Origin of the sequence: Duganella rivi, from assembly GCF_009857435.1 — a bacterium.
GTDB lineage: Bacteria > Pseudomonadota > Gammaproteobacteria > Burkholderiales > Burkholderiaceae_D > Rugamonas > Rugamonas rivi.
The window spans coordinates 375283-392443 of the sequence record NZ_WWCK01000006.1; the positions used below are offsets into that span (position 1 = coordinate 375283).

A 17161-nucleotide genomic window follows, 5' to 3' on the forward strand; every position below is an offset into this window, starting at 1 on the left:
CAGTATGGCATCATAAGCAATGATGAAAAAAGTTTTCCGACAATCTGCACTGTGCGTCTATCTGCTGCAAGCCGCATCGGCCATGGCTGCCGATCTTCCTGCTGAAATCCCGGTCCTGATCCAGGAAGATCCCGGCTCGCCCAACAAGGGCCTGCCGCCGTCGCCCATCATCCCGGGCATTATCAGCCTGCTGACAGCTGAATCAGGACTCAATCTAGTCATCCATCCCTATCCGTGGCGGCGCGCGCAGTTGATGGCGGAGAATGGCGAGGGCTTGCTGTATGGCGCGGCCATCACGCCGGAGCGCAGCCGCGTCTTCCACTTCACTAAACCGCTGGATACCATCAACCAGTGGCTGGTGTCGTCCGAGCAGGCGCCGCTCGTGTTCCGTCAATGGGAAGATTTGCGCGGCAAGACCATCTCGATCATCAGCGGGGGCAAGTACAGCGCGGAGTTCGAGGAGCGCCGCGACAAGCTGTTCGCCGTCGAGCAGAACGCAAGCACGCTGGCGAATCGCTTGAAGATGCTGGCGGCAAAACGGGTAGACGCAGTGCTGGTGCCCAGCTATCTCGGTGCGTCTCAGTTTGAGGCGAGGCTGAACTGCATGTTCCCGGATAGCCTCAAGTGGGTAGTGGCCGGGAAGCCCATCGATGCGGAACCGATGATGATCGCCGTGCCGAAGTCGGCGCCGTTCAACAGCACCCTGCCCGTGCTGAACGATGCGATTGACCGTCTAGTCAAATCGCGCGGCCTTCAAAAATTCCATGAAATGAAGGCCGCAGGCTCCAGCTGCTAAGGCCTACAGATTGGCCGCCAGCTCCGCGCCTTCCTTGATGGCGCGCTTGGCGTCCAGTTCTGCTGCCAGTGCGGCGCCGCCGATTTTGTGGAAGCGCGGCCAGCTTACATTGGCCTTGACTTCTTCCTCGCTCGGCATCAGTTCCGCAAGGCTGTCCTGTCCCGCGCAGATCACCACGTTATCAACCGACAGCAAGCGCTGTTCGCCACCGACGGTGATGTGCAGGCCTTGATCGTCAATGCGGTCATACTGCACGCCGGCTATCATGACCACGCCATTTCGCGCCAGCACCGCGCGGTGCACCCAGCCCGAGGTCTTGCCCAAGCCAGCACCGAGGCGCGAGGCCTTGCGCTGCAACAGGTAGAGCTGGCGCACCGGCTCTGGATTCTCGGCCGGCACCAGGCCGCCCGGCGTATCGCCTTTAAAGCTCACGCCCCATTCGCGCGCCCAGACATCCAGCGCCAGCGGCAATGGATGCCTGGTATCGTGCAGCAGGAATTCGCCCATATCGAAACCGATACCGCCCGCACCGATAATCGCCACACGCTTGCCGACCGGCGCTTTGTCGCGCAGGACGTCCACGTACGACAGCACCTTCGGATGATTGATGCCTTCAATCGGCGGCTTGCGCACCTTGATGCCGGTAGCGACGATCACGTCGTCGTAACCCTCGGCCAGCAACTGCTCGCGCGTCACGCGCACGCCTAGCCGAAGCTTCACGCCGGTCAGTTCAATCTTGCGGCCGAAGTAGCGGATAGTCTCGGCAAATTCTTCCTTGCCCGGCACCTGCATCGCGATCTTGAATTGTCCGCCGATGCTGTCGGCCGAATCGAACAAGGTGACATCGTGGCCGCATTCTGCTGCCACGGTGGATGCCGACAAGCCAGCCGGCCCTGCGCCCACCACCGCCACACGGCGCTTGCGAGCGGCAGGCGCATACACCAGCTCCGTCTCGTGGCACGCACGCGGATTCACCAGGCAGCTGGCGGTCTTGCGCGAGAAGGTGTGATCGAGGCAGGCCTGATTACAGCCGATGCAGGTATTGATTTCGTCGGCACGGCCCTCGGCCGCTTTCACCACAAAGTGCGAATCGGCCAGGAACGGACGCGCCATCGAAATCATGTCGGCATCGCCGCGCTGCAAAATGCCTTCCGCTTCCGCCGGCATGTTGATGCGGTTGGACGCCACCACCGGTATCGTCACCTCCAGGCGCAAGCGGCCCGCCAGCGAAGTGAAAGCGCCGCGCGGCACCGAGGTCACGATGGTCGGCACACGCGCCTCGTGCCAGCCGTAGCCGGTATTCAAAATCGTCACGCCGGCATGCTGCATAGCCTTGGCAACCGTCACCACGTCTTCCCAGGTATTGCCGCCTTCAACGAGATCGAGCAGCGAGTGACGATACATGATGATGAAATCATTGCCCACTTCCGCGCGGATGCGCTTCACAATCTCCACGGCCAGGCGCATGCGGTTCTCAATGCTGCCGCCCCATTTATCGGTACGCAGATTGGTGCGCGCGCACAGGAATTGATTCAGCAGATAGCCCTCGCTACCCATCACCTCCACGCCATCGTAACCGGCGTCGCGCGCCAGCTTGGCGCAGCGCGCGTAATCACGGATGGTGGTCTCGATGCCAGCCTCGGTCAGCGCGCGCGGCTTGAACGGCGAGATCGGCGATTTCTTCTCCGACGCCGACACCACGAACGGCTGATAACCATAGCGGCCGGAGTGCAAAATTTGCATCAGGATCTTGCCGCCTTCCTCGTGCACCGCCTTGGTCACGCGGCGATGGTTGATCACGTCGCCCTTGAAGTTGAGCGTACCTCCAAAGGGTAGCAGCCATCCAGACCGGTTAGGAGAAATGCCGCCTGTAACAATTAAACCTACGCCGCCGCGCGCGCGTTCACGATAGAATGCGGCGAGTTTGCCGTAGTTGTAAAAGCGGTCTTCAAGGCCGGTATGCATCGATCCCATGATGACGCGGTTGCGCAGCGTGGTGAATCCCAGGTCGAGTGGGGCCAGCAAGTGAGGGTAGTTTATAGTTTTCATAATGCCCGCATTAAATCCCAATTCTCTAGATATGGGCTTCTAAAGTCCGTGCGTGCTGCGCTTGTATTCTGCCACCCTTTACCGTACGCTGGTCAAATGATGCGATTCCTTGTGTTTTTGTTGTTAGGTGTGACCGCCCAGCTGGGGATGGCGCAAGCACCTAAGCTTGAATTGCCTAAGCTGGAAGTGTCGGTCAACCGCGTCGAGCAAGACGCCCAACATATGTACGAAGTGGACGCCACCGGCACCGTGGCGGCGCCACTGCCGAAGGTATGGCGCATCCTCACCGGCTATGAACGCATGGCCGAATTCGTGCCCGACATGGAGTCGTGCAAAGTCCTGTCCCGCAATGGCAATGAAGTCATCATCGAACAATTCGGCGTGGCCCGCTTCCTGTTCATGTCCAAAACCATCCACCTGATCGTGCGCGCGGTGGAGCAGCCGATGTCGTCGATCGACATCTCGCTGATCTCGGGCGATATGAAGCACTATGAGTCGCACTGGGAATTGGTGCCAGTGCCGGAAACCGGCGGCACCAAGGTGATTTACAAGGGACGCATGATGCCGAACTTTTACGTGCCCGGCATCCTCGGCTCCAAGATGATACGCAGCGATATCGAGCGCATGATGAGCGCCGTGCTGGCGCGTCTGGATCGGCGCGATGCGCCGAGGGTGGAAGCTATCCCGCAGTCTTAATTATGCGAGTAGGCGTCTTTCGAACGCAGCTCGGCAAAGTTTTCCAGGCTGCCGATTTTGATCAGCACCGGATTCAAACTCAATTGCGCCTGCATGGCGCGCCATGCAAACTGCCATTCCTGTTCCTGCGCTTCGGCCACGGTCTTGGTGAAGGCTGCGCCCAGCGCGGCGCGGGTGCCGTATTCAATTGCGCCGTCGATCCCCGCCCAGCTAGGCAAAGTGCGCTGCACCGCGCGGTGAACGCGCTCGCCGAATTCCTCGGTGTTGTGGATGATCAGGCAGGCGTCCGACGAGAACAGCTCGAACAGCTTGGGATCCCACGCCTGGGAAAAACTCAGGGTCAGGCAGTTGGCGGCCGGACGCAGGATGAACTGGCCCTGGCTCAGCGCCAGTTCCAGGTCTTCGCGCACGCCGTAGCGGTACAGGGTAGGCGGGCGTTGGTAGTCGTGCATGATGGTCTCACATAAAAAAAGGTTATCGCTTGCGGCGGACGTGGCGCTGGGAGCGCATCCACGCCGACGCAATGAAAATTTCGCGCAGCAGCGATATAAAGCTGCCGACCAGGCAAAGCACCGACACCACAAAGGTGCCGGCAATGTATTTATCGAGTCCGAGGTTGGTGATATCCCCAAGGAACAGCATGGCCACGATCACGCACACAAACAGCCCGCAGGCAGTCGACAGCGCGATCGACATATTGATCAGGTGCGAACGGCGATACAGCACGTCGAGTTCATTCAGGTACGGATCGCTGTAGGCAACGTCAAGCCGGTCTTCCAGCACGCGCGAGCGGTCGATGATGCGCGCCAGCCGGTTGGTCAGCACGATCAAATTGGTACACACGCCCGACAGCAGGAACACCGGCGCAATCGCCAGCTGGATGATGTGACCGATATCCCCGGTCTGGATGTTCATAATTGCCATGTGTTTTGTTCTTATCGTTCTTATCGATTAGTTCACAGTGTAGCAGCCCGCGTCTCCCCGGGCCGATTTTCAGCCGAAGCGGCGGGTGCGCTTGAACTGCTCGGTGGCCGCCACCAGCGCGCGCGAGATGCCTTGTTCCATGGCGCCGTGGCCGGCGTCGGGAATCATCGCCATGACCGATCCCGGCCATGCCTGATGCAAGCGCCATGCCGATACCGGCGGGCAGATCACGTCATAGCGGCCCTGCACAATCACGGCCGGCAAGTGGGCGATGCGGTGCACATTGCGCAGCAGCTGGTCGTCGCTGAAGAAGCCGAGATTGGCCATGTAGTACGATTCCAGGCGGCCGACGCCGAGATCGAGCGCATCCGATGGCTCATCGTCCGGCTGCGGCAGCAGGAACACGCGGCGGCCTTCGAAGCGGCTCCACGCGCGCACGGCCGGCATGTGCACGGCCGGGTCGTCGCTCATGATGCGCTTGACGTAGGCTTGCAGCAGGTCGCTGCGCTCGGCTTCGGGAATCGGTGCGATGAATTCGGCATGCACCTCGGGGTGGAACCACTGTGCACCGTCGAGGAACCAGTCGATCTCCGTCTTGGTGCACAGGAAAATCCCGCGCAGCACGAAACCGAGGCAGCGCTGCGGATGGGCCTGGCCGTAAGCCAGCGCCAGCGTCGAGCCCCACGAGCCGCCAAACACCAGCCACTGCTCGATCTCGAACTGCACGCGCAGCCGCTCGATGTCCTCGATCAGCAGCTGGGTGGTGTTGCGGCGGCACTCGCCCAGCGGGGTCGACTTGCCGGCGCCGCGCTGGTCGAACAGGATCACGCGGTACTGTTCCGGGTCGAAGAAGCGGCGGTGCTGCGGCGACAGGCCAGCGCCCGGGCCGCCATGCAGGAAAATCACCGGGATGCCGTTCGGATTGCCGACTTCTTCCCAGTAAATAGTGTGCAAATCGTCAACCGCCAGCATGCCGGAGCGGTTCGGCGTAATGGGCGGGAACAGGGCGGAAGTAGGGTCGAACATGGCTATCCTTTGAGCATCGATAGCAGATTGTACGAAAAAAAAGCCGGGATCGCGAACGAACCCGGCTCTTGTCGTATCGTGGTGCTACGGCTTAGGACATGTGCTGGCCGCCGTTGATGGCGATGTTGGAGCCAGTCACGAAGGCTGCCTCGTCCGAGGACAGGTAAGCCACCAGGCCCGCCACTTCTTCCGGTTTGCCGAGGCGGCCCATCGGAATTTGCGGCACGATTTTGGTGTCCAGCACTTCTTGCGGGATTTCCATCACCATCTTGGTGCCGATGTAGCCTGGCGAGATGGTATTGACGGTAACGCCCTTCTTGGCCACTTCCAGCGCCAGCGCCTTGGTAAAGCCGTGCATGCCGGCCTTGGCTGCCGAGTAGTTGGTCTGGCCGAACGCGCCCTTCTGGCCGTTCACCGACGAGATGTTGATGATGCGGCCCCAGCCACGCTCCACCATGCCGTCGCACACCGGCTTGGTCAGATTGAACACCGAATCCAGATTGGTACGGATCACTGCATCCCAATTGACCTTGTCCATTTTCTTGAAGGTCATATCGCGCGTGATACCGGCGTTGTTGACCAGCACGTCTACTGGGCCGATGTCTTTTTCGATCGCAGCGATGCACGCCTGAGCCGAATCATAATCAGCCACGTCGCAAGGATAAGCGCGGAAGTTGTAGCCTTGGTCGCGGGTGGTAGCCAGCCATTGCTCAACTTTAGGATTGCCAGGGGAATACGTGGTGACGACGCAATAGCCTAGCGCTGACAGCTTGAAACAAATCGCTTCGCCCAGACCACCCATGCCACCGGTTACTAATGCAACTCTTGCCATTTTCGTCCCCTCTTGATTAACACTAAAAATCGGAATCACGGCCCGATCTTGCGCCGGGCCGCCTTGGTCTTGCTGTTGCTTACGGACGCTCGATGGCCAGCGCCACGCCCATGCCGCCGCCGATGCACAGCGAGGCCAGGCCTTTTTTCGCGTCGCGACGGATCATTTCGTGGATCAGCGTGACCAGCACGCGCGCGCCGGACGCACCGATCGGGTGGCCGATGGCGATGGCGCCGCCGTTGACGTTGATCTTGCTGGTATCCCAGCCCATTTCCTTGTTGACCGCGACTGCCTGGGCGGCGAAGGCTTCGTTAATTTCCAGCAGATCCAGGTCGTCCGGCGTCCAGCCGGCTTTTTTCAGGCACAGCTTGGTGGCCGAGACCGGGCCCATGCCCATGAACGCCGGATCCAGGCCGGACGAGGCGTAGGCCTTGATCTTGGCCAGCACCGGCAGGCCGAGTTCCTTGGCGCGGGTGGCCGAGGTCATGATCACGGCGGCAGCGCCGTCGTTCAGGCCGGAGGCGTTACCGGCGGTGACGGTGCCATCCTTGGCGAAGGCAGGACGCAGGCCGGCCAGGCCTTCCAGGGTCGAACCGGGCTTGATGTATTCATCGCTGTCGAACACGATGCTGCCCTTCTTCTGCACGATTTCCAGCGGCAGGATCTCGTCCTTGAACTTGCCGGCCTTTTGCGCGGCTTCGGCTTTCAGCTGCGATTGCAGGGCGAACTCGTCTTGCTCGGCGCGCGAAATCTCGTATTTCTTGGCGACGTTTTCGGCGGTGGTGCCCATGTGGTACTGGTTGTAGGCGTCCCACAGGCCATCAACGATCATGCTGTCGGTCATCTTGACGTCACCCATGCGGAAGCCGTCGCGCGAGCCGTTCAGCACGTGCGGTGCGGCGCTCATGTTTTCCTGGCCGCCGGCAATGACGATTTGCGCGTCGCCGGCCTTGATGGCTTGCGCCGCCAGGTGGGTCGCTTTGAGGCCGGAACCGCAAACATGGTTGATGGTGAAACCGGGAATAGTGTTCGGCAGGCCGGACTTGATCACGGCTTGGCGCGCCGGGTTTTGGCCGACGCCGGCCGTCAGCACCTGGCCGAGAATCGCTTCGCTGATCAGATTAGGGTCGATGCCGGTCTTGGCCAGCAGGCCCTTGATTACGTGTGCACCGAGCTCGGACGCAGGGGTCTTCGCCAGGCTGCCGCCAAATTTACCCACACCAGTACGGCCAGCGGCCACGATAACTACATCATCCATTTGATTCTCCAATGCGCCGGCCGGAACCGGCTAAGTTGAGCAACAACGCGGATTTTTATCATACGCCGTCCACGCACAAGGCGTAGCAGGTTTCGATGGTGCGTCGCCGCGAGGAATCGCAAGGATTTGTAGCAGCATCCATGCCAGACGCGCAACCGTCGGACACTAATGTTATGCGCAGGATTCTGCGCTCACCTTGATGCGCATCAAATCCTTTCATCTATATTTTGCAGAAACAATAACTATTTGTCACGATAATAATTTGATACCATCCAGCGCGGCGGCGCACTGTTCGCGTATCACGTTGACAAAGTCGAGCACGTAGGCCCGCTGTTTCTGCGCCTCGGGGACTGAAACGTAGAGGTCGCTCCACAGGCCTTGCTCGCCGATCGGGCGTGCGATCACGTAGTCGTAATCGACGTAATTCTTGATCGCCCAGTTCGGCAGGGCGGCGATGCCGCGCCGGCTGGCCACCAATTGCAGCACCGCCACCGTCAATTCGGCGGTTCGGCGCTGGAAGCCGACCCCGGCCGGCCGCAGCACTTCGCGGATCAGGTCGATGCGTTCTTCCGGCACCGGGTAGGTGATCAGGGTTTCGCCCTCGAAGTCGGCCGCCTGCAGGCGGCGCTGGGCAGCCAGGCGGTGCTTCTGCGCCATCACCGTCAGGATTTCAAAGCGGAATAGCGGGAAGGTGGCGAATTCGGGGCCGTAAGGCGAGCCTATCACCAGATCGGCCTCGCCGCTGCGCAGCAAATCGGCCGGCTCGCTGTGGAAGCCGGACACGAGGTCGATCTCCACTTCCGGCCAGCGCTTGCGGAATTCATCCATCACCGGCATCAGCCAGTCGAAGCAGGTGTGGCATTCGAGCGCCACCCGCAACTGGCCGCTATCTCCCTGCATCAGGCGCGCAACTTCGCGCTCGGCAGTTTCAATTTCCGGCAGCAGCAAGTCGGCCAGCTTGAGCAAGCGGGAGCCAGTGGCAGTGAAGCCAATTGGTACCGATTTGCGCTCAAAAAGCGGCCCGCCGTAGCGATCTTCTAGCAACTTGATTTGATGGGAGAGGGCTGACTGCGTCAGGTTGAGCAGTTGGGCAGCACGCACGAGACTGCCAGCCGAGCGCAGCGCGCTCAAGGTGCGTAGGTGGCGTATCTCTAGCATGGTCTATTAGTTTTTTTCATGTGAACACGCAAAATCTTTCGTTTTGATTATAGACCGGTTTGCCGCACACTTTATAGCACCAATATTAAATGCGGATGACAGGCATCATGACGAACACTAATAAAGCAATTCACACCCACATTCCCGGCTTCCCGCGCATCGGCGCACAGCGCGAACTGAAGTTTGCACTTGAAAAAAATTGGCGCGGTGAGCTCAGCGACGCCGAACTGGAAACTGTCGGCCGCGAGCTGCGCGCGCGCCACTGGGCCTTGCAGCGCGACGCCGGTCTCGACTTCGTGACGGCCGGCGATTTCGCGTTTTACGATCAGGTCGCCAACCACATCCAGCTGCTGGGCTGCGAACCGGCGCGCTACGGTTTCAGCGCCGAACAGTCGCAACTGGACCGCTACTTCACCATGGCGCGCGGCCGCAGCGGCGACGCAGCACCAGCCGAATGCGGCCACGGCTGCACCCACGATCACGCCCACGGCGCCACCGGCCTGCACGCCGCCGCCGCGCTGGAAATGACCAAGTGGTTCGACACCAACTACCACTACCTCGTCCCGGAATTCACGCCCGAAACCAGCTTCGCCCTGTCCTGCGAGCGCCTGTTCGAGGAAGTGGCGGAAGCCCAGGCGCTCGGCCACGCCGTCAAGGCCGCGCTGATCGGCCCGCTCACCTTCCTGTGGCTCGGCAAGGCGCGCGGCGCGGAAGGCTTCGACCGCCTCAGCCTGCTCGACAAGCTGCTGCCGATCTACAGCCAGGTGCTGGAACGACTGAAAGCGCAAGGCGTGCAGTGGGTGCAAATCGACGAGCCCATCCTCGGCCTCGACCTGCCGTCCGCATGGCGCAACGCGTTTGAAAATACCTACTGGCAGCTGAACCAGGCCGGCGTGCCGCTGCTGCTGGCGACCTACTTCTCGCCACTGGAAGAAAACCTGAGCCTCGCCTGCCGCCTGCCGGTGGGCGGCCTGCACGTCGACGGCATCCGCGCCCCGCACGAACTGACCAGCATTGCCGACTGGCTGCCGGTGCACAAAGTACTGTCGGTCGGCATTGTCGACGGCCGCAACATCTGGCGCACCGACCTCGACGCGGCGCTGGCGATTCTTGCGCCCATCGTCGATAAACGTGCCGGCAAACTGTGGCTATCGTCTTCCTGCTCGCTGCTGCACGTACCGTTCACCTTGGCCGCCGAGACTGCGCTGGGCAACGAAATCCGCTCTTGGCTGGCCTTCGCCACCGAAAAACTCGATGAACTCTACGTGCTGAAGCGCGCGGTACAAGGGGAATATGACGCCGGCACCACCGAAGCGCTGGCCGTCTCGCGCGCCGCCATCGCCAGCCGCCGCGCCAGCCCGCGCGTGCATCAGGACGCTGTGCGCACCCGCTTGCAAGCCCTGCCGGATGACGCCGACCAGCGCCGCTCCGGCTTCGCCCAGCGCCAGGCCGAACAGCGCGCCCGCTTCAAACTGCCGTCCTTCCCGACCACCACCATCGGCTCCTTCCCGCAAACGCAGGCCATCCGCAGCGCCCGCGCCAGCTTCAAACGCGGCGAACTCAGCGTGGCCGAATACGAGACCAGGATGCGCGAAGAAATCGCCTATGCCGTGCAGCAGCAGGAAGCCCTCGGCCTCGACGTGCTGGTTCACGGCGAAGCCGAGCGCAACGACATGGTCGAATATTTCGGCGAACAGCTGGACGGCTTCGTCTTCACGCAGCTAGGCTGGGTGCAATCCTACGGCTCGCGCTGCGTTAAACCGCCGATCATTTACGGCGACGTCAGCCGCCCGAAAGCCATGACCGTGGACTGGACTGTGCACGCGCAAAGCCTGACCGGCAAGCCGATGAAAGGCATGCTGACCGGCCCGATCACCATCCTGCAATGGTCGTTCGTGCGCGACGACCAGCCGCGCGCCCGCACCGCGCTGCAAATCGCGCTGGCCATCCGCGACGAGGTGGCCGACCTGGAGCAGGCCGGCATCGGCATCATCCAGATCGACGAGCCGGCCGTGCGCGAAGGCTTGCCGTTGCGCCGCAGCCGCTGGGACGAATACCTGAACTGGGCCACCCGCGCCTTCCGCGTCTCGGCCAGCGCGGTGGCGGACGGCACCCAAATTCACACCCATATGTGCTACGCCGAGTTCAACGACATCCTGCCGCAGATTGCCGCCATGGATGCCGACGTCATCACCATCGAGACCAGCCGCTCGGACATGGAACTGCTGAACGGCTTCGGCCAGTTCCGCTACCCGAACGAAATCGGCCCCGGCGTGTACGACATCCACTCGCCGCGCGTGCCGGCGCAAGCCGAGATGGTGCGCCTGCTGCAAAAGGCCAGCGCGGTGATCCCGCCGGCCAACTTATGGGTCAACCCGGACTGCGGCTTGAAGACGCGCGGCTGGGCGGAAACGGAAACTGCCTTGCGTAATATGGTGGCAGCAGCCAAGCAGCTGCGCGCAATTTACTAAAAGCCCGCATATTTACAGGCCCGCACGCGTAGCGGGCCTCCCTTTTCCGCACTTTCCACAGTAGAATGCTGGTGCCTGCGCATGCGCGCGAGGATAACCACTGATACTGTCGCCCATGTCCAAGAGCCTGTTTCAAAAGCCCATAGAAATTAAGATTTCCACCGTCGTCGCCGTCTCCGCCATCCTGGCGACCGCAGACAGCATCGCTCTCGACGCCGCGCTGGCCGAAATGACCGGCGGCACCGCCGACTTTTTCGAAGACGACCTGACCGTGATCGACGTCGCCGCCCTGCCGGCCGGCTGCGATCCGATCGACTGGGGCAGCCTGATCGCCCTGCTGAAAAAATACCGCCTGAATCCAGTAGCCGTGCGCAACGCGCCGCCGGAAATGGCTGCCGAAATCGCCGCCCACGGCCTGACGCTGGAACCAGCCAACGCCAAGCGCGAAGAGGAACCGGCGCCAAAGCCGGCCCCGGCCCCAGCGCCGGTGGCCGTGGCCGCCGCCCAAGCCCAGCCGCCAGCACCGGCCAGCAACGGCACCGACGTCATGATCATCGACACGCCAGTGCGTGCCGGCCAGCGCATTTACGCGCGCGGCTGCGACCTGGTGGTCACCGCCGTGGTCAACAACGGCGCCGAAATCATCGCCGACGGCAGCATCCACGTCTACAACACGCTGAACGGCCGCGCGCTGGCCGGCGCTTCGGGCAACGCCCAGGCCCGCATCTTTGCGCTGAATATGGCGCCGGAACTGGTGTCCATCGCCGGCGTCTACCGCACGTTTGAAGACGGATTCCCAACGGAATATGCACGTTCGCCGACGCAAATTCGCTTGGTCGGCGACCGAATCGATATACTATCTGTCAATACTGCCAATCGAGCATAAGCACACCACTCTGAAAAGGATTACTTGTGGCAAGAATTATTGTTGTAACGTCCGGCAAGGGCGGTGTAGGTAAAACGACGTCCAGCGCCAGCTTCTCCACCGGCCTGGCCATGCGCGGTCACAAGACCGCCGTCATCGACTTCGACGTCGGCCTGCGTAACCTCGACCTGATCATGGGCTGCGAACGCCGCGTGGTGTACGACCTGATCAATGTCATCAACAAAGAAGCGACCCTGACCCAGGCGCTGATCAAGGACAAGCACTGCGACAACCTGTTCATCCTGCCGGCCTCGCAGACGCGCGACAAAGACGCGCTGTCGGAAGACGGCGTGGAAGCCGTGCTGCACGAGCTGATCAACATGGGCTTTGAGTACATCATCTGCGATTCGCCGGCCGGTATCGAGCACGGCGCGCTGATGGCGCTGACCTTTGCCGATGAAGCCATCATCGTCACCAACCCGGAAGTGTCGTCGGTGCGTGACTCCGACCGCATCCTTGGCATCATTCAAGCCAAGTCGCGCCGCGCCCAGACCGGCGGCGAGCCTGTGAAAGAACACCTGTTGATCACCCGCTACTCGCCAAAGCGCGTGGAAGCGGACGAAATGCTGTCCTACGAAGATGTGCAAGAGATTTTGCGCATTCCTCTGATCGGCATCATCCCGGAATCGGAATCGGTGCTGCATGCTTCGAACCAAGGTAACCCGGCCATTCACTTCAAGGGCACTGATGTCGCCGAAGCCTACGAAGACGTGGTCTCGCGTTTCCTCGGCCAAGAAATGCCGCTGCGCTTTACCAATTATGAAAAGCCGGGCCTGCTGCAGCGTATCTTTGGGAGCAAGTAATCATGGCACTGCTTTCTTTCCTGTTTCCGCCTAAGCCGAAGACCGCGACCGCGGCCAAGGAGCGGCTGCAGATCATCATCGCGCGCGAGCGCAGCGGCCGCGCCGGCCCGGACTTCCTGCCGGCCCTGCACAAGGAATTGATCGAGGTGATCTCCAAGTACACCAAGGTCAACGCCGACGACATCAAGATTTCGCTGGATCGCCAGGGCAACCTGGAAGTCCTCGACGTCAACGTGGTCCTGCCGGACGCGTAATTACGCCGGCGGCTGGTGCACGCCGGCCGCCAACAATTCCTGCGCCACCTTGGCGCAGGCTTCCACGTGCTGGTAGCCAATCTGACGGAAGGCGAAAAAGCCGATACCGGCCGAAGCCAGCTGCCCCGCCAGCGGCACCAATTTGCCGGCCTGCCTGGCCGCCACCTTGAAACCCGTGCGCCGCAACACCTGCATCACCACTTCCCGCGTCACCAGTTTTCCCACCAACATGCCGCCGACGCCGAGCGCCGCTTCGTAGGCCAGCATGCGGAATTTTGGCTGCATGCGCCCGATCTGTTGCTCGGATAAACCAAACTCTTGGTTAATATCGTCGATCAGCATGGCGAACAAGCGCAGATCGGTCACCACGTCCAGTCCCGGAATCGGCACCGCCGCCACGCCGGCCGACAGCATGGCGCGGCGCCGCACCAACTGGCGGCAACGTTCGCGCACGGCAGCGATGCCGGTCTCGGAAACCGGCAAGACGGTGGAATTTGTGTCTTTTTTGCTGCGCATACGCCCTCCCGGCCCTCACTGGGCGTTCTTGCCATTTTTCAACTTCTACATTGAATTCGGTGTTTTTCCAGTGTACCGTGTAATCAATGTGCGGGCGCGCACAGTGGAAACAAGCATTGCTAGAAAATTAATGATAGTATCCTTGAAAAAATAAATTGGCCGTTTTGCTAATAATTTTGTAAATCTCTGTTATATTCGGAGTGACTTCTCCTTAACATTTTCCAGCAGGCAGCAGTATGAGAATTGCCGTACTCGACAACGACCGCAGCCAAGCCGAACTGATCTGCCAAGTACTGACTTCGGCCGGTCACATCTGCCATAGTTTCCAGACCGCCAAAGACGTGCTGGCGCAGCTGCGCAAAGACAGTTACGACATGCTGATCCTGGACTGGCAAGTAGTCGACCTGAGCGGCTCCGAAGTCCTGCGCCGCGCCAAGGAAAAGCTGCCGGACAACGCGCCCGTGCTGTTCCTGACCACCAGTTCCGGTGAAGACGACATCGTGGCCGGCCTCGCGGCAGGCGCCGACGATTACATGATCAAGCCGCTGCGCCGCAGTGAAATGGTGGCCCGCGTACAAGCCCTGCTGCGCCGCGCCTACCCGGCCCAGAACGGCGCCGAATCCTTGCAATTCGGTCAATACATTTTCGAAACGCGCCCCGGCCGCCTGCTGATGGATGGCATCGTGCTGGACGTCACCCACAAAGAGTTCTACCTTGCACTGTTATTTTTCCGCAACATCGGCCGTCCGCTGTCGCGCGCCTACATTCACGAAGCAGTGTGGATCCGCGAAACCGCCGTGCCGTCGCGCACCATGGACACCCATGTTTCCCGCGTCCGCAACAAATTGCAATTAAAGCCAGAAAATGGCTTCCGCCTGGTGCCGGTCTATAGCTACGGCTACCGCCTGGAAAAGCTTGGCGCTTAAATAACGCTGCTATAGCTTTAGGCAGTCCACACGGCAACACCGAAGCAGTCACGGTATAATGTCCGCATAATTATCGTCTGGATCCGCAATGCAGCTGCTTGCCGTCGGCCTCAATCACACTACCGCCCCGGTCTCGCTTCGCGAGCAGCTGGCGTTCGCGCCTGACCAGCTGGGGCAGGCGGTGGTGGCGGCGCGCTCGTGGTTTGAACGCATCGACCATCGCGGTTCCGACGAAGCGGCCATCCTCTCGACCTGCAACCGCACCGAGTTGTACGCCGCCAGCACCGTGCCCGATCCATTGGACGCCGGCGCCCACTTCCTCGCCGATTTCCACAAGCTCAATTACGCCGAACTGCGCCCGCACCTGTACATGCTGCCGCAGCACGACGCCGTGCGCCACACCTTCCGCGTCGCCTCCGGGCTCGACTCGATGGTGCTGGGCGAAACGCAGATTCTCGGCCAGATCAAGGACGCCATCCGCACCGCCGATGAAGCGGGCGGCTTGGGCACCTATCTGCACCAGCTGTTCCAGCGCTCGTTCTCGGTCGCCAAGGAAGTGCGCAGCACCACCGAGATCGGCGCCCACAGCGTGTCGATGGCGGCTGCCGCCGTGCGCCTGTCGCAGCGCATCTTCGACAAGATCTCCGAGCAAAACGTGCTGTTCATCGGCGCCGGCGAGATGATCGAATTGTGCGCGACCCACTTCGCCGCGCAGAATCCGAAAACCATCACCATCGCCAACCGCACGCTGGAACGCGGCGAAGTGCTGGCCCACCGCTTCGGCGGACGCGCCATCCGCCTCGCCGATTTGCAGGACAAGCTGCACCAGTACGACATCGTCATTTCCTGCACCGCTTCCTCGCTGCCGCTGATCGGTCTCGGGATGGTGGAACGCGCCATCAAGGCACGACGCCACAAGCCAATGTTCATGGTCGATCTGGCCGTGCCGCGCGATATCGAACCGGAAGTGGCGCGCCTCAACGACGCCTTCCTCTACACGGTCGATGACTTGGGCAAGGTAGTGCAAACGGGGATCGAGAACCGCCAGGCCGCCGTCGCGCAGGCCGAGGCCATTATCGAAACCCGCGTGCAATCGTTCATGCACTGGATCGACGACCGCGCCGTGGTGCCGGTGATCCAGCATCTGCAAGAAAACGGCGAAGCGCTGCGCCAGATGGAACTCGAACGCGCCCGCAAGATGCTGGCCAAGGGCGAAGATATCGACGCCGTGCTGGAAGCCCTGTCCAAGGGCCTGACCGCGAAATTCATGCACGGCCCGCAGCAAGCGCTGCATCGTGCCCAGGGCGAGGAACGCGCCCAACTCGCAGAACTGCTGCCGCAGATGTTCCGCGGCCGCCGTTAGCGCCGCCTTTCTCCGCACTCCCCTCGTCTCTCAGTCGCCACTCGCGTGGCGCCCCGTCACCTTTTAAGAACACGCTATGAAACCATCCATGCTGGCCAAGCTCGATCAACTGGCAAACCGCCTGGTCGAACTCGATGAATTACTGATGTCCGAAGGCGCCACCGATAACATGGACAGCTACCGCAAGATGACCCGCGAGCACGCCGAAATCGGCCCGCTGGTGGCGGTCTACAAGTCCTATCAGGAAGCGCTGGGCGACATCGCCGCCGCCGAAGAAATGCTGTCCGACCCGGACATGAAAGACTTCGCGCAAGAAGAAATCGAAGCCGCCAAGACCCGCACCGCCGAACTGGATCTCGAGCTGCAAAAAATGCTGCTGCCGAAGGACGCCAACGACGAGCGCAACATCTTCCTCGAAATCCGCGCCGGCACCGGCGGCGACGAATCCGCCTTGTTCGCGGGCGACCTGCTGCGCATGTACACCCGCTACGCCGAGCGCAATCGCTGGCAGGTGGAGATGGTGTCGGAGTCCGCATCGGATCTGGGCGGCTACCGCGAAGTGATCGTGCGCCTGGTCGGCAACGGCGTGTACTCGAAACTGAAATTTGAATCGGGCGGCCACCGCGTGCAGCGCGTGCCTGCCACCGAAACGCAGGGCCGCATCCACACCTCCGCCTGCACCGTGGCGGTGATGCCGGAAGCCGATGAAGTGGAAGACGTGAACATCAATCCGTCCGAGCTGCGCATCGACACCTACCGCGCCTCGGGCGCCGGCGGCCAGCATATTAACAAGACCGATTCCGCCGTGCGTATCACCCACCTCCCGACCGGCATCGTGGTCGAGTGCCAGGACGACCGCTCGCAGCACAAGAACAAGGCGCAGGCAATGAAGGTGCTGGCGACCCGCATCAAGGACGTGCAGCTGCGCGAGCAGCAGGCCAAGGAAGCGGCAACGCGTAAGAGCCTGATCGGCTCGGGCGACCGCAGTGAACGCATCCGCACCTACAACTACCCGCAAGGCCGCATGACCGATCACCGCATCAACCTGACCTTGTACAAGCTCGATTTCATCATGGACGGCGACCTCACCGAGTTGACCAACGCGCTGACTACCGAGCACCAGGCCGAGTTGCTGGCGGCGCTGGGTGACTAAGCGGTTAATCA

17 protein-coding genes are annotated in these 17161 nt (G+C 61.4%); 9 read left to right on the top strand and 8 right to left on the bottom strand.

The features are described 5' to 3' along the window. The first annotated feature begins 19 nt into the window (after nt 1–19). Nucleotides 20–796: a substrate-binding periplasmic protein gene (locus GTP45_RS21220; RefSeq protein ID WP_161015846.1), complete on the top strand. Its 777-nt coding sequence runs from the start codon at nt 20–22 to the stop codon at nt 794–796. 3 nt (nt 797–799) lie between these two features. Here GTP45_RS21220 and GTP45_RS21225 read toward each other — a convergent pair whose 3' ends face one another. After that, nucleotides 800–2845 (bottom strand): NADPH-dependent 2,4-dienoyl-CoA reductase, encoded by a 2046-nt coding sequence (locus GTP45_RS21225; RefSeq protein ID WP_161015847.1) that lies wholly within the window; start codon nt 2843–2845, stop codon nt 800–802. Between the two features lie 99 nt (nt 2846–2944). Between GTP45_RS21225 and GTP45_RS21230 the strand changes: the two genes are divergently transcribed. After that, nucleotides 2945–3541: an SRPBCC family protein gene (locus GTP45_RS21230; RefSeq protein WP_161016166.1), complete on the top strand. Its 597-nt coding sequence runs from the start codon at nt 2945–2947 to the stop codon at nt 3539–3541. Here GTP45_RS21230 and GTP45_RS21235 read toward each other — a convergent pair. From GTP45_RS21235 to GTP45_RS21260, 6 genes are all read right to left on the bottom strand, one after another. Beyond that, on the bottom strand, nt 3538–3993 hold the full coding sequence (locus tag GTP45_RS21235; protein WP_161015848.1) for a hypothetical protein: 456 nt from the start codon (nt 3991–3993) through the stop codon (nt 3538–3540). The genes GTP45_RS21230 and GTP45_RS21235 overlap by 4 nt on opposite strands. 22 nt (nt 3994–4015) lie before the next feature. After that, nucleotides 4016–4456: a DUF2721 domain-containing protein gene (locus GTP45_RS21240; RefSeq protein WP_161016167.1), complete on the bottom strand. Its 441-nt coding sequence runs from the start codon at nt 4454–4456 to the stop codon at nt 4016–4018. Between the two features lie 78 nt (nt 4457–4534). Further along, nucleotides 4535–5491 (bottom strand): prolyl aminopeptidase, encoded by a 957-nt coding sequence (gene pip / locus GTP45_RS21245; RefSeq protein WP_161015849.1) that lies wholly within the window; start codon nt 5489–5491, stop codon nt 4535–4537. 91 nt (nt 5492–5582) lie between these two features. After that, nucleotides 5583–6323 (bottom strand): acetoacetyl-CoA reductase, encoded by a 741-nt coding sequence (gene phbB, locus GTP45_RS21250; protein WP_161015850.1) that lies wholly within the window; start codon nt 6321–6323, stop codon nt 5583–5585. Nucleotides 6324–6402: 79 nt separating this feature from the next. Continuing rightward, nucleotides 6403–7581, bottom strand: coding sequence for an acetyl-CoA C-acetyltransferase (locus GTP45_RS21255; RefSeq protein WP_161015851.1), 1179 nt, complete (start codon nt 7579–7581; stop codon nt 6403–6405). Nucleotides 7582–7830: 249 nt separating this feature from the next. Then, nucleotides 7831–8739 carry a LysR family transcriptional regulator gene (locus tag GTP45_RS21260; RefSeq protein WP_161015852.1) on the bottom strand — a complete coding sequence of 303 codons (909 nt, stop codon included), beginning with the start codon at nt 8737–8739 and terminating at the stop codon, nt 7831–7833. Nucleotides 8740–8846: 107 nt separating this feature from the next. Between GTP45_RS21260 and metE the strand changes: the two genes are divergently transcribed. The 4 genes from metE to minE all read left to right on the top strand — a co-directional run bounded on the left by metE (nt 8847) and on the right by minE (nt 13192). Continuing rightward, the gene (gene metE, locus GTP45_RS21265; protein ID WP_161015853.1) at nt 8847–11210 is read left to right on the top strand and encodes a 5-methyltetrahydropteroyltriglutamate--homocysteine S-methyltransferase; all 2364 of its coding nucleotides are present in this window, start codon (nt 8847–8849) and stop codon (nt 11208–11210) included. A gap of 115 nt (nt 11211–11325) precedes the next feature. After that, entirely contained in the window at nt 11326–12096 is a 771-nt protein-coding gene (minC, locus tag GTP45_RS21270; RefSeq protein WP_161015854.1) for a septum site-determining protein MinC, read from the top strand. A 26-nt stretch (nt 12097–12122) separates the two neighbouring features. Beyond that, on the top strand, nt 12123–12938 hold the full coding sequence (minD, locus tag GTP45_RS21275) for a septum site-determining protein MinD (protein ID WP_161015855.1): 816 nt from the start codon (nt 12123–12125) through the stop codon (nt 12936–12938). A gap of 2 nt (nt 12939–12940) precedes the next feature. Then, nucleotides 12941–13192 (top strand): cell division topological specificity factor MinE, encoded by a 252-nt coding sequence (gene minE, locus GTP45_RS21280; RefSeq protein WP_072782712.1) that lies wholly within the window; start codon nt 12941–12943, stop codon nt 13190–13192. On the opposite strand, the gene GTP45_RS21285 is transcribed toward minE, so the two are convergent. Then, nucleotides 13193–13708, bottom strand: a complete 516-nt coding sequence (locus GTP45_RS21285; protein ID WP_161015856.1) for a hypothetical protein — start codon at nt 13706–13708, stop codon at nt 13193–13195. Between the two features lie 236 nt (nt 13709–13944). On the opposite strand from GTP45_RS21285, the gene GTP45_RS21290 reads away from it, so the two are divergent. The 3 genes from GTP45_RS21290 to prfA all read left to right on the top strand — a co-directional run bounded on the left by GTP45_RS21290 (nt 13945) and on the right by prfA (nt 17150). Beyond that, entirely contained in the window at nt 13945–14634 is a 690-nt protein-coding gene (locus GTP45_RS21290; RefSeq protein WP_161015857.1) for a response regulator transcription factor, read from the top strand. A gap of 88 nt (nt 14635–14722) precedes the next feature. Continuing rightward, nucleotides 14723–15997, top strand: a complete 1275-nt coding sequence (hemA, locus tag GTP45_RS21295; protein ID WP_161015858.1) for a glutamyl-tRNA reductase — start codon at nt 14723–14725, stop codon at nt 15995–15997. A gap of 76 nt (nt 15998–16073) precedes the next feature. Then, nucleotides 16074–17150: a peptide chain release factor 1 gene (prfA, locus tag GTP45_RS21300; RefSeq protein ID WP_161015859.1), complete on the top strand. Its 1077-nt coding sequence runs from the start codon at nt 16074–16076 to the stop codon at nt 17148–17150. Nucleotides 17151–17161 lie beyond the last annotated feature (11 nt).

Bases quoted from the DNA above. Each gene is read 5' to 3' on its own strand.
- GTP45_RS21290 (WP_161015857.1), top strand. From the start codon at position 13,945: ATGAGAATTGCCGTACTCGACAACGACCGCAGCCAAGCCGAACTGATC.
- pip (WP_161015849.1), bottom strand. From the start codon at position 5,491: ATGTTCGACCCTACTTCCGCCCTGTTCCCGCCCATTACGCCGAACCGC.
- metE (WP_161015853.1), top strand. From the start codon at position 8,847: ATGACGAACACTAATAAAGCAATTCACACCCACATTCCCGGCTTCCCG.
- GTP45_RS21255 (WP_161015851.1), bottom strand. From the start codon at position 7,581: ATGGATGATGTAGTTATCGTGGCCGCTGGCCGTACTGGTGTGGGTAAA.
- GTP45_RS21220 (WP_161015846.1), top strand. From the start codon at position 20: ATGATGAAAAAAGTTTTCCGACAATCTGCACTGTGCGTCTATCTGCTG.
- prfA (WP_161015859.1), top strand. From the start codon at position 16,074: ATGAAACCATCCATGCTGGCCAAGCTCGATCAACTGGCAAACCGCCTG.
- GTP45_RS21240 (WP_161016167.1), bottom strand. From the start codon at position 4,456: ATGAACATCCAGACCGGGGATATCGGTCACATCATCCAGCTGGCGATT.
- GTP45_RS21235 (WP_161015848.1), bottom strand. From the start codon at position 3,993: ATGCACGACTACCAACGCCCGCCTACCCTGTACCGCTACGGCGTGCGC.
- minE (WP_072782712.1), top strand. From the start codon at position 12,941: ATGGCACTGCTTTCTTTCCTGTTTCCGCCTAAGCCGAAGACCGCGACC.
- GTP45_RS21230 (WP_161016166.1), top strand. From the start codon at position 2,945: ATGCGATTCCTTGTGTTTTTGTTGTTAGGTGTGACCGCCCAGCTGGGG.
- hemA (WP_161015858.1), top strand. From the start codon at position 14,723: ATGCAGCTGCTTGCCGTCGGCCTCAATCACACTACCGCCCCGGTCTCG.
- minC (WP_161015854.1), top strand. From the start codon at position 11,326: ATGTCCAAGAGCCTGTTTCAAAAGCCCATAGAAATTAAGATTTCCACC.
- GTP45_RS21260 (WP_161015852.1), bottom strand. From the start codon at position 8,739: ATGCTAGAGATACGCCACCTACGCACCTTGAGCGCGCTGCGCTCGGCT.
- phbB (WP_161015850.1), bottom strand. From the start codon at position 6,323: ATGGCAAGAGTTGCATTAGTAACCGGTGGCATGGGTGGTCTGGGCGAA.
- GTP45_RS21285 (WP_161015856.1), bottom strand. From the start codon at position 13,708: ATGCGCAGCAAAAAAGACACAAATTCCACCGTCTTGCCGGTTTCCGAG.
- GTP45_RS21225 (WP_161015847.1), bottom strand. From the start codon at position 2,845: ATGAAAACTATAAACTACCCTCACTTGCTGGCCCCACTCGACCTGGGA.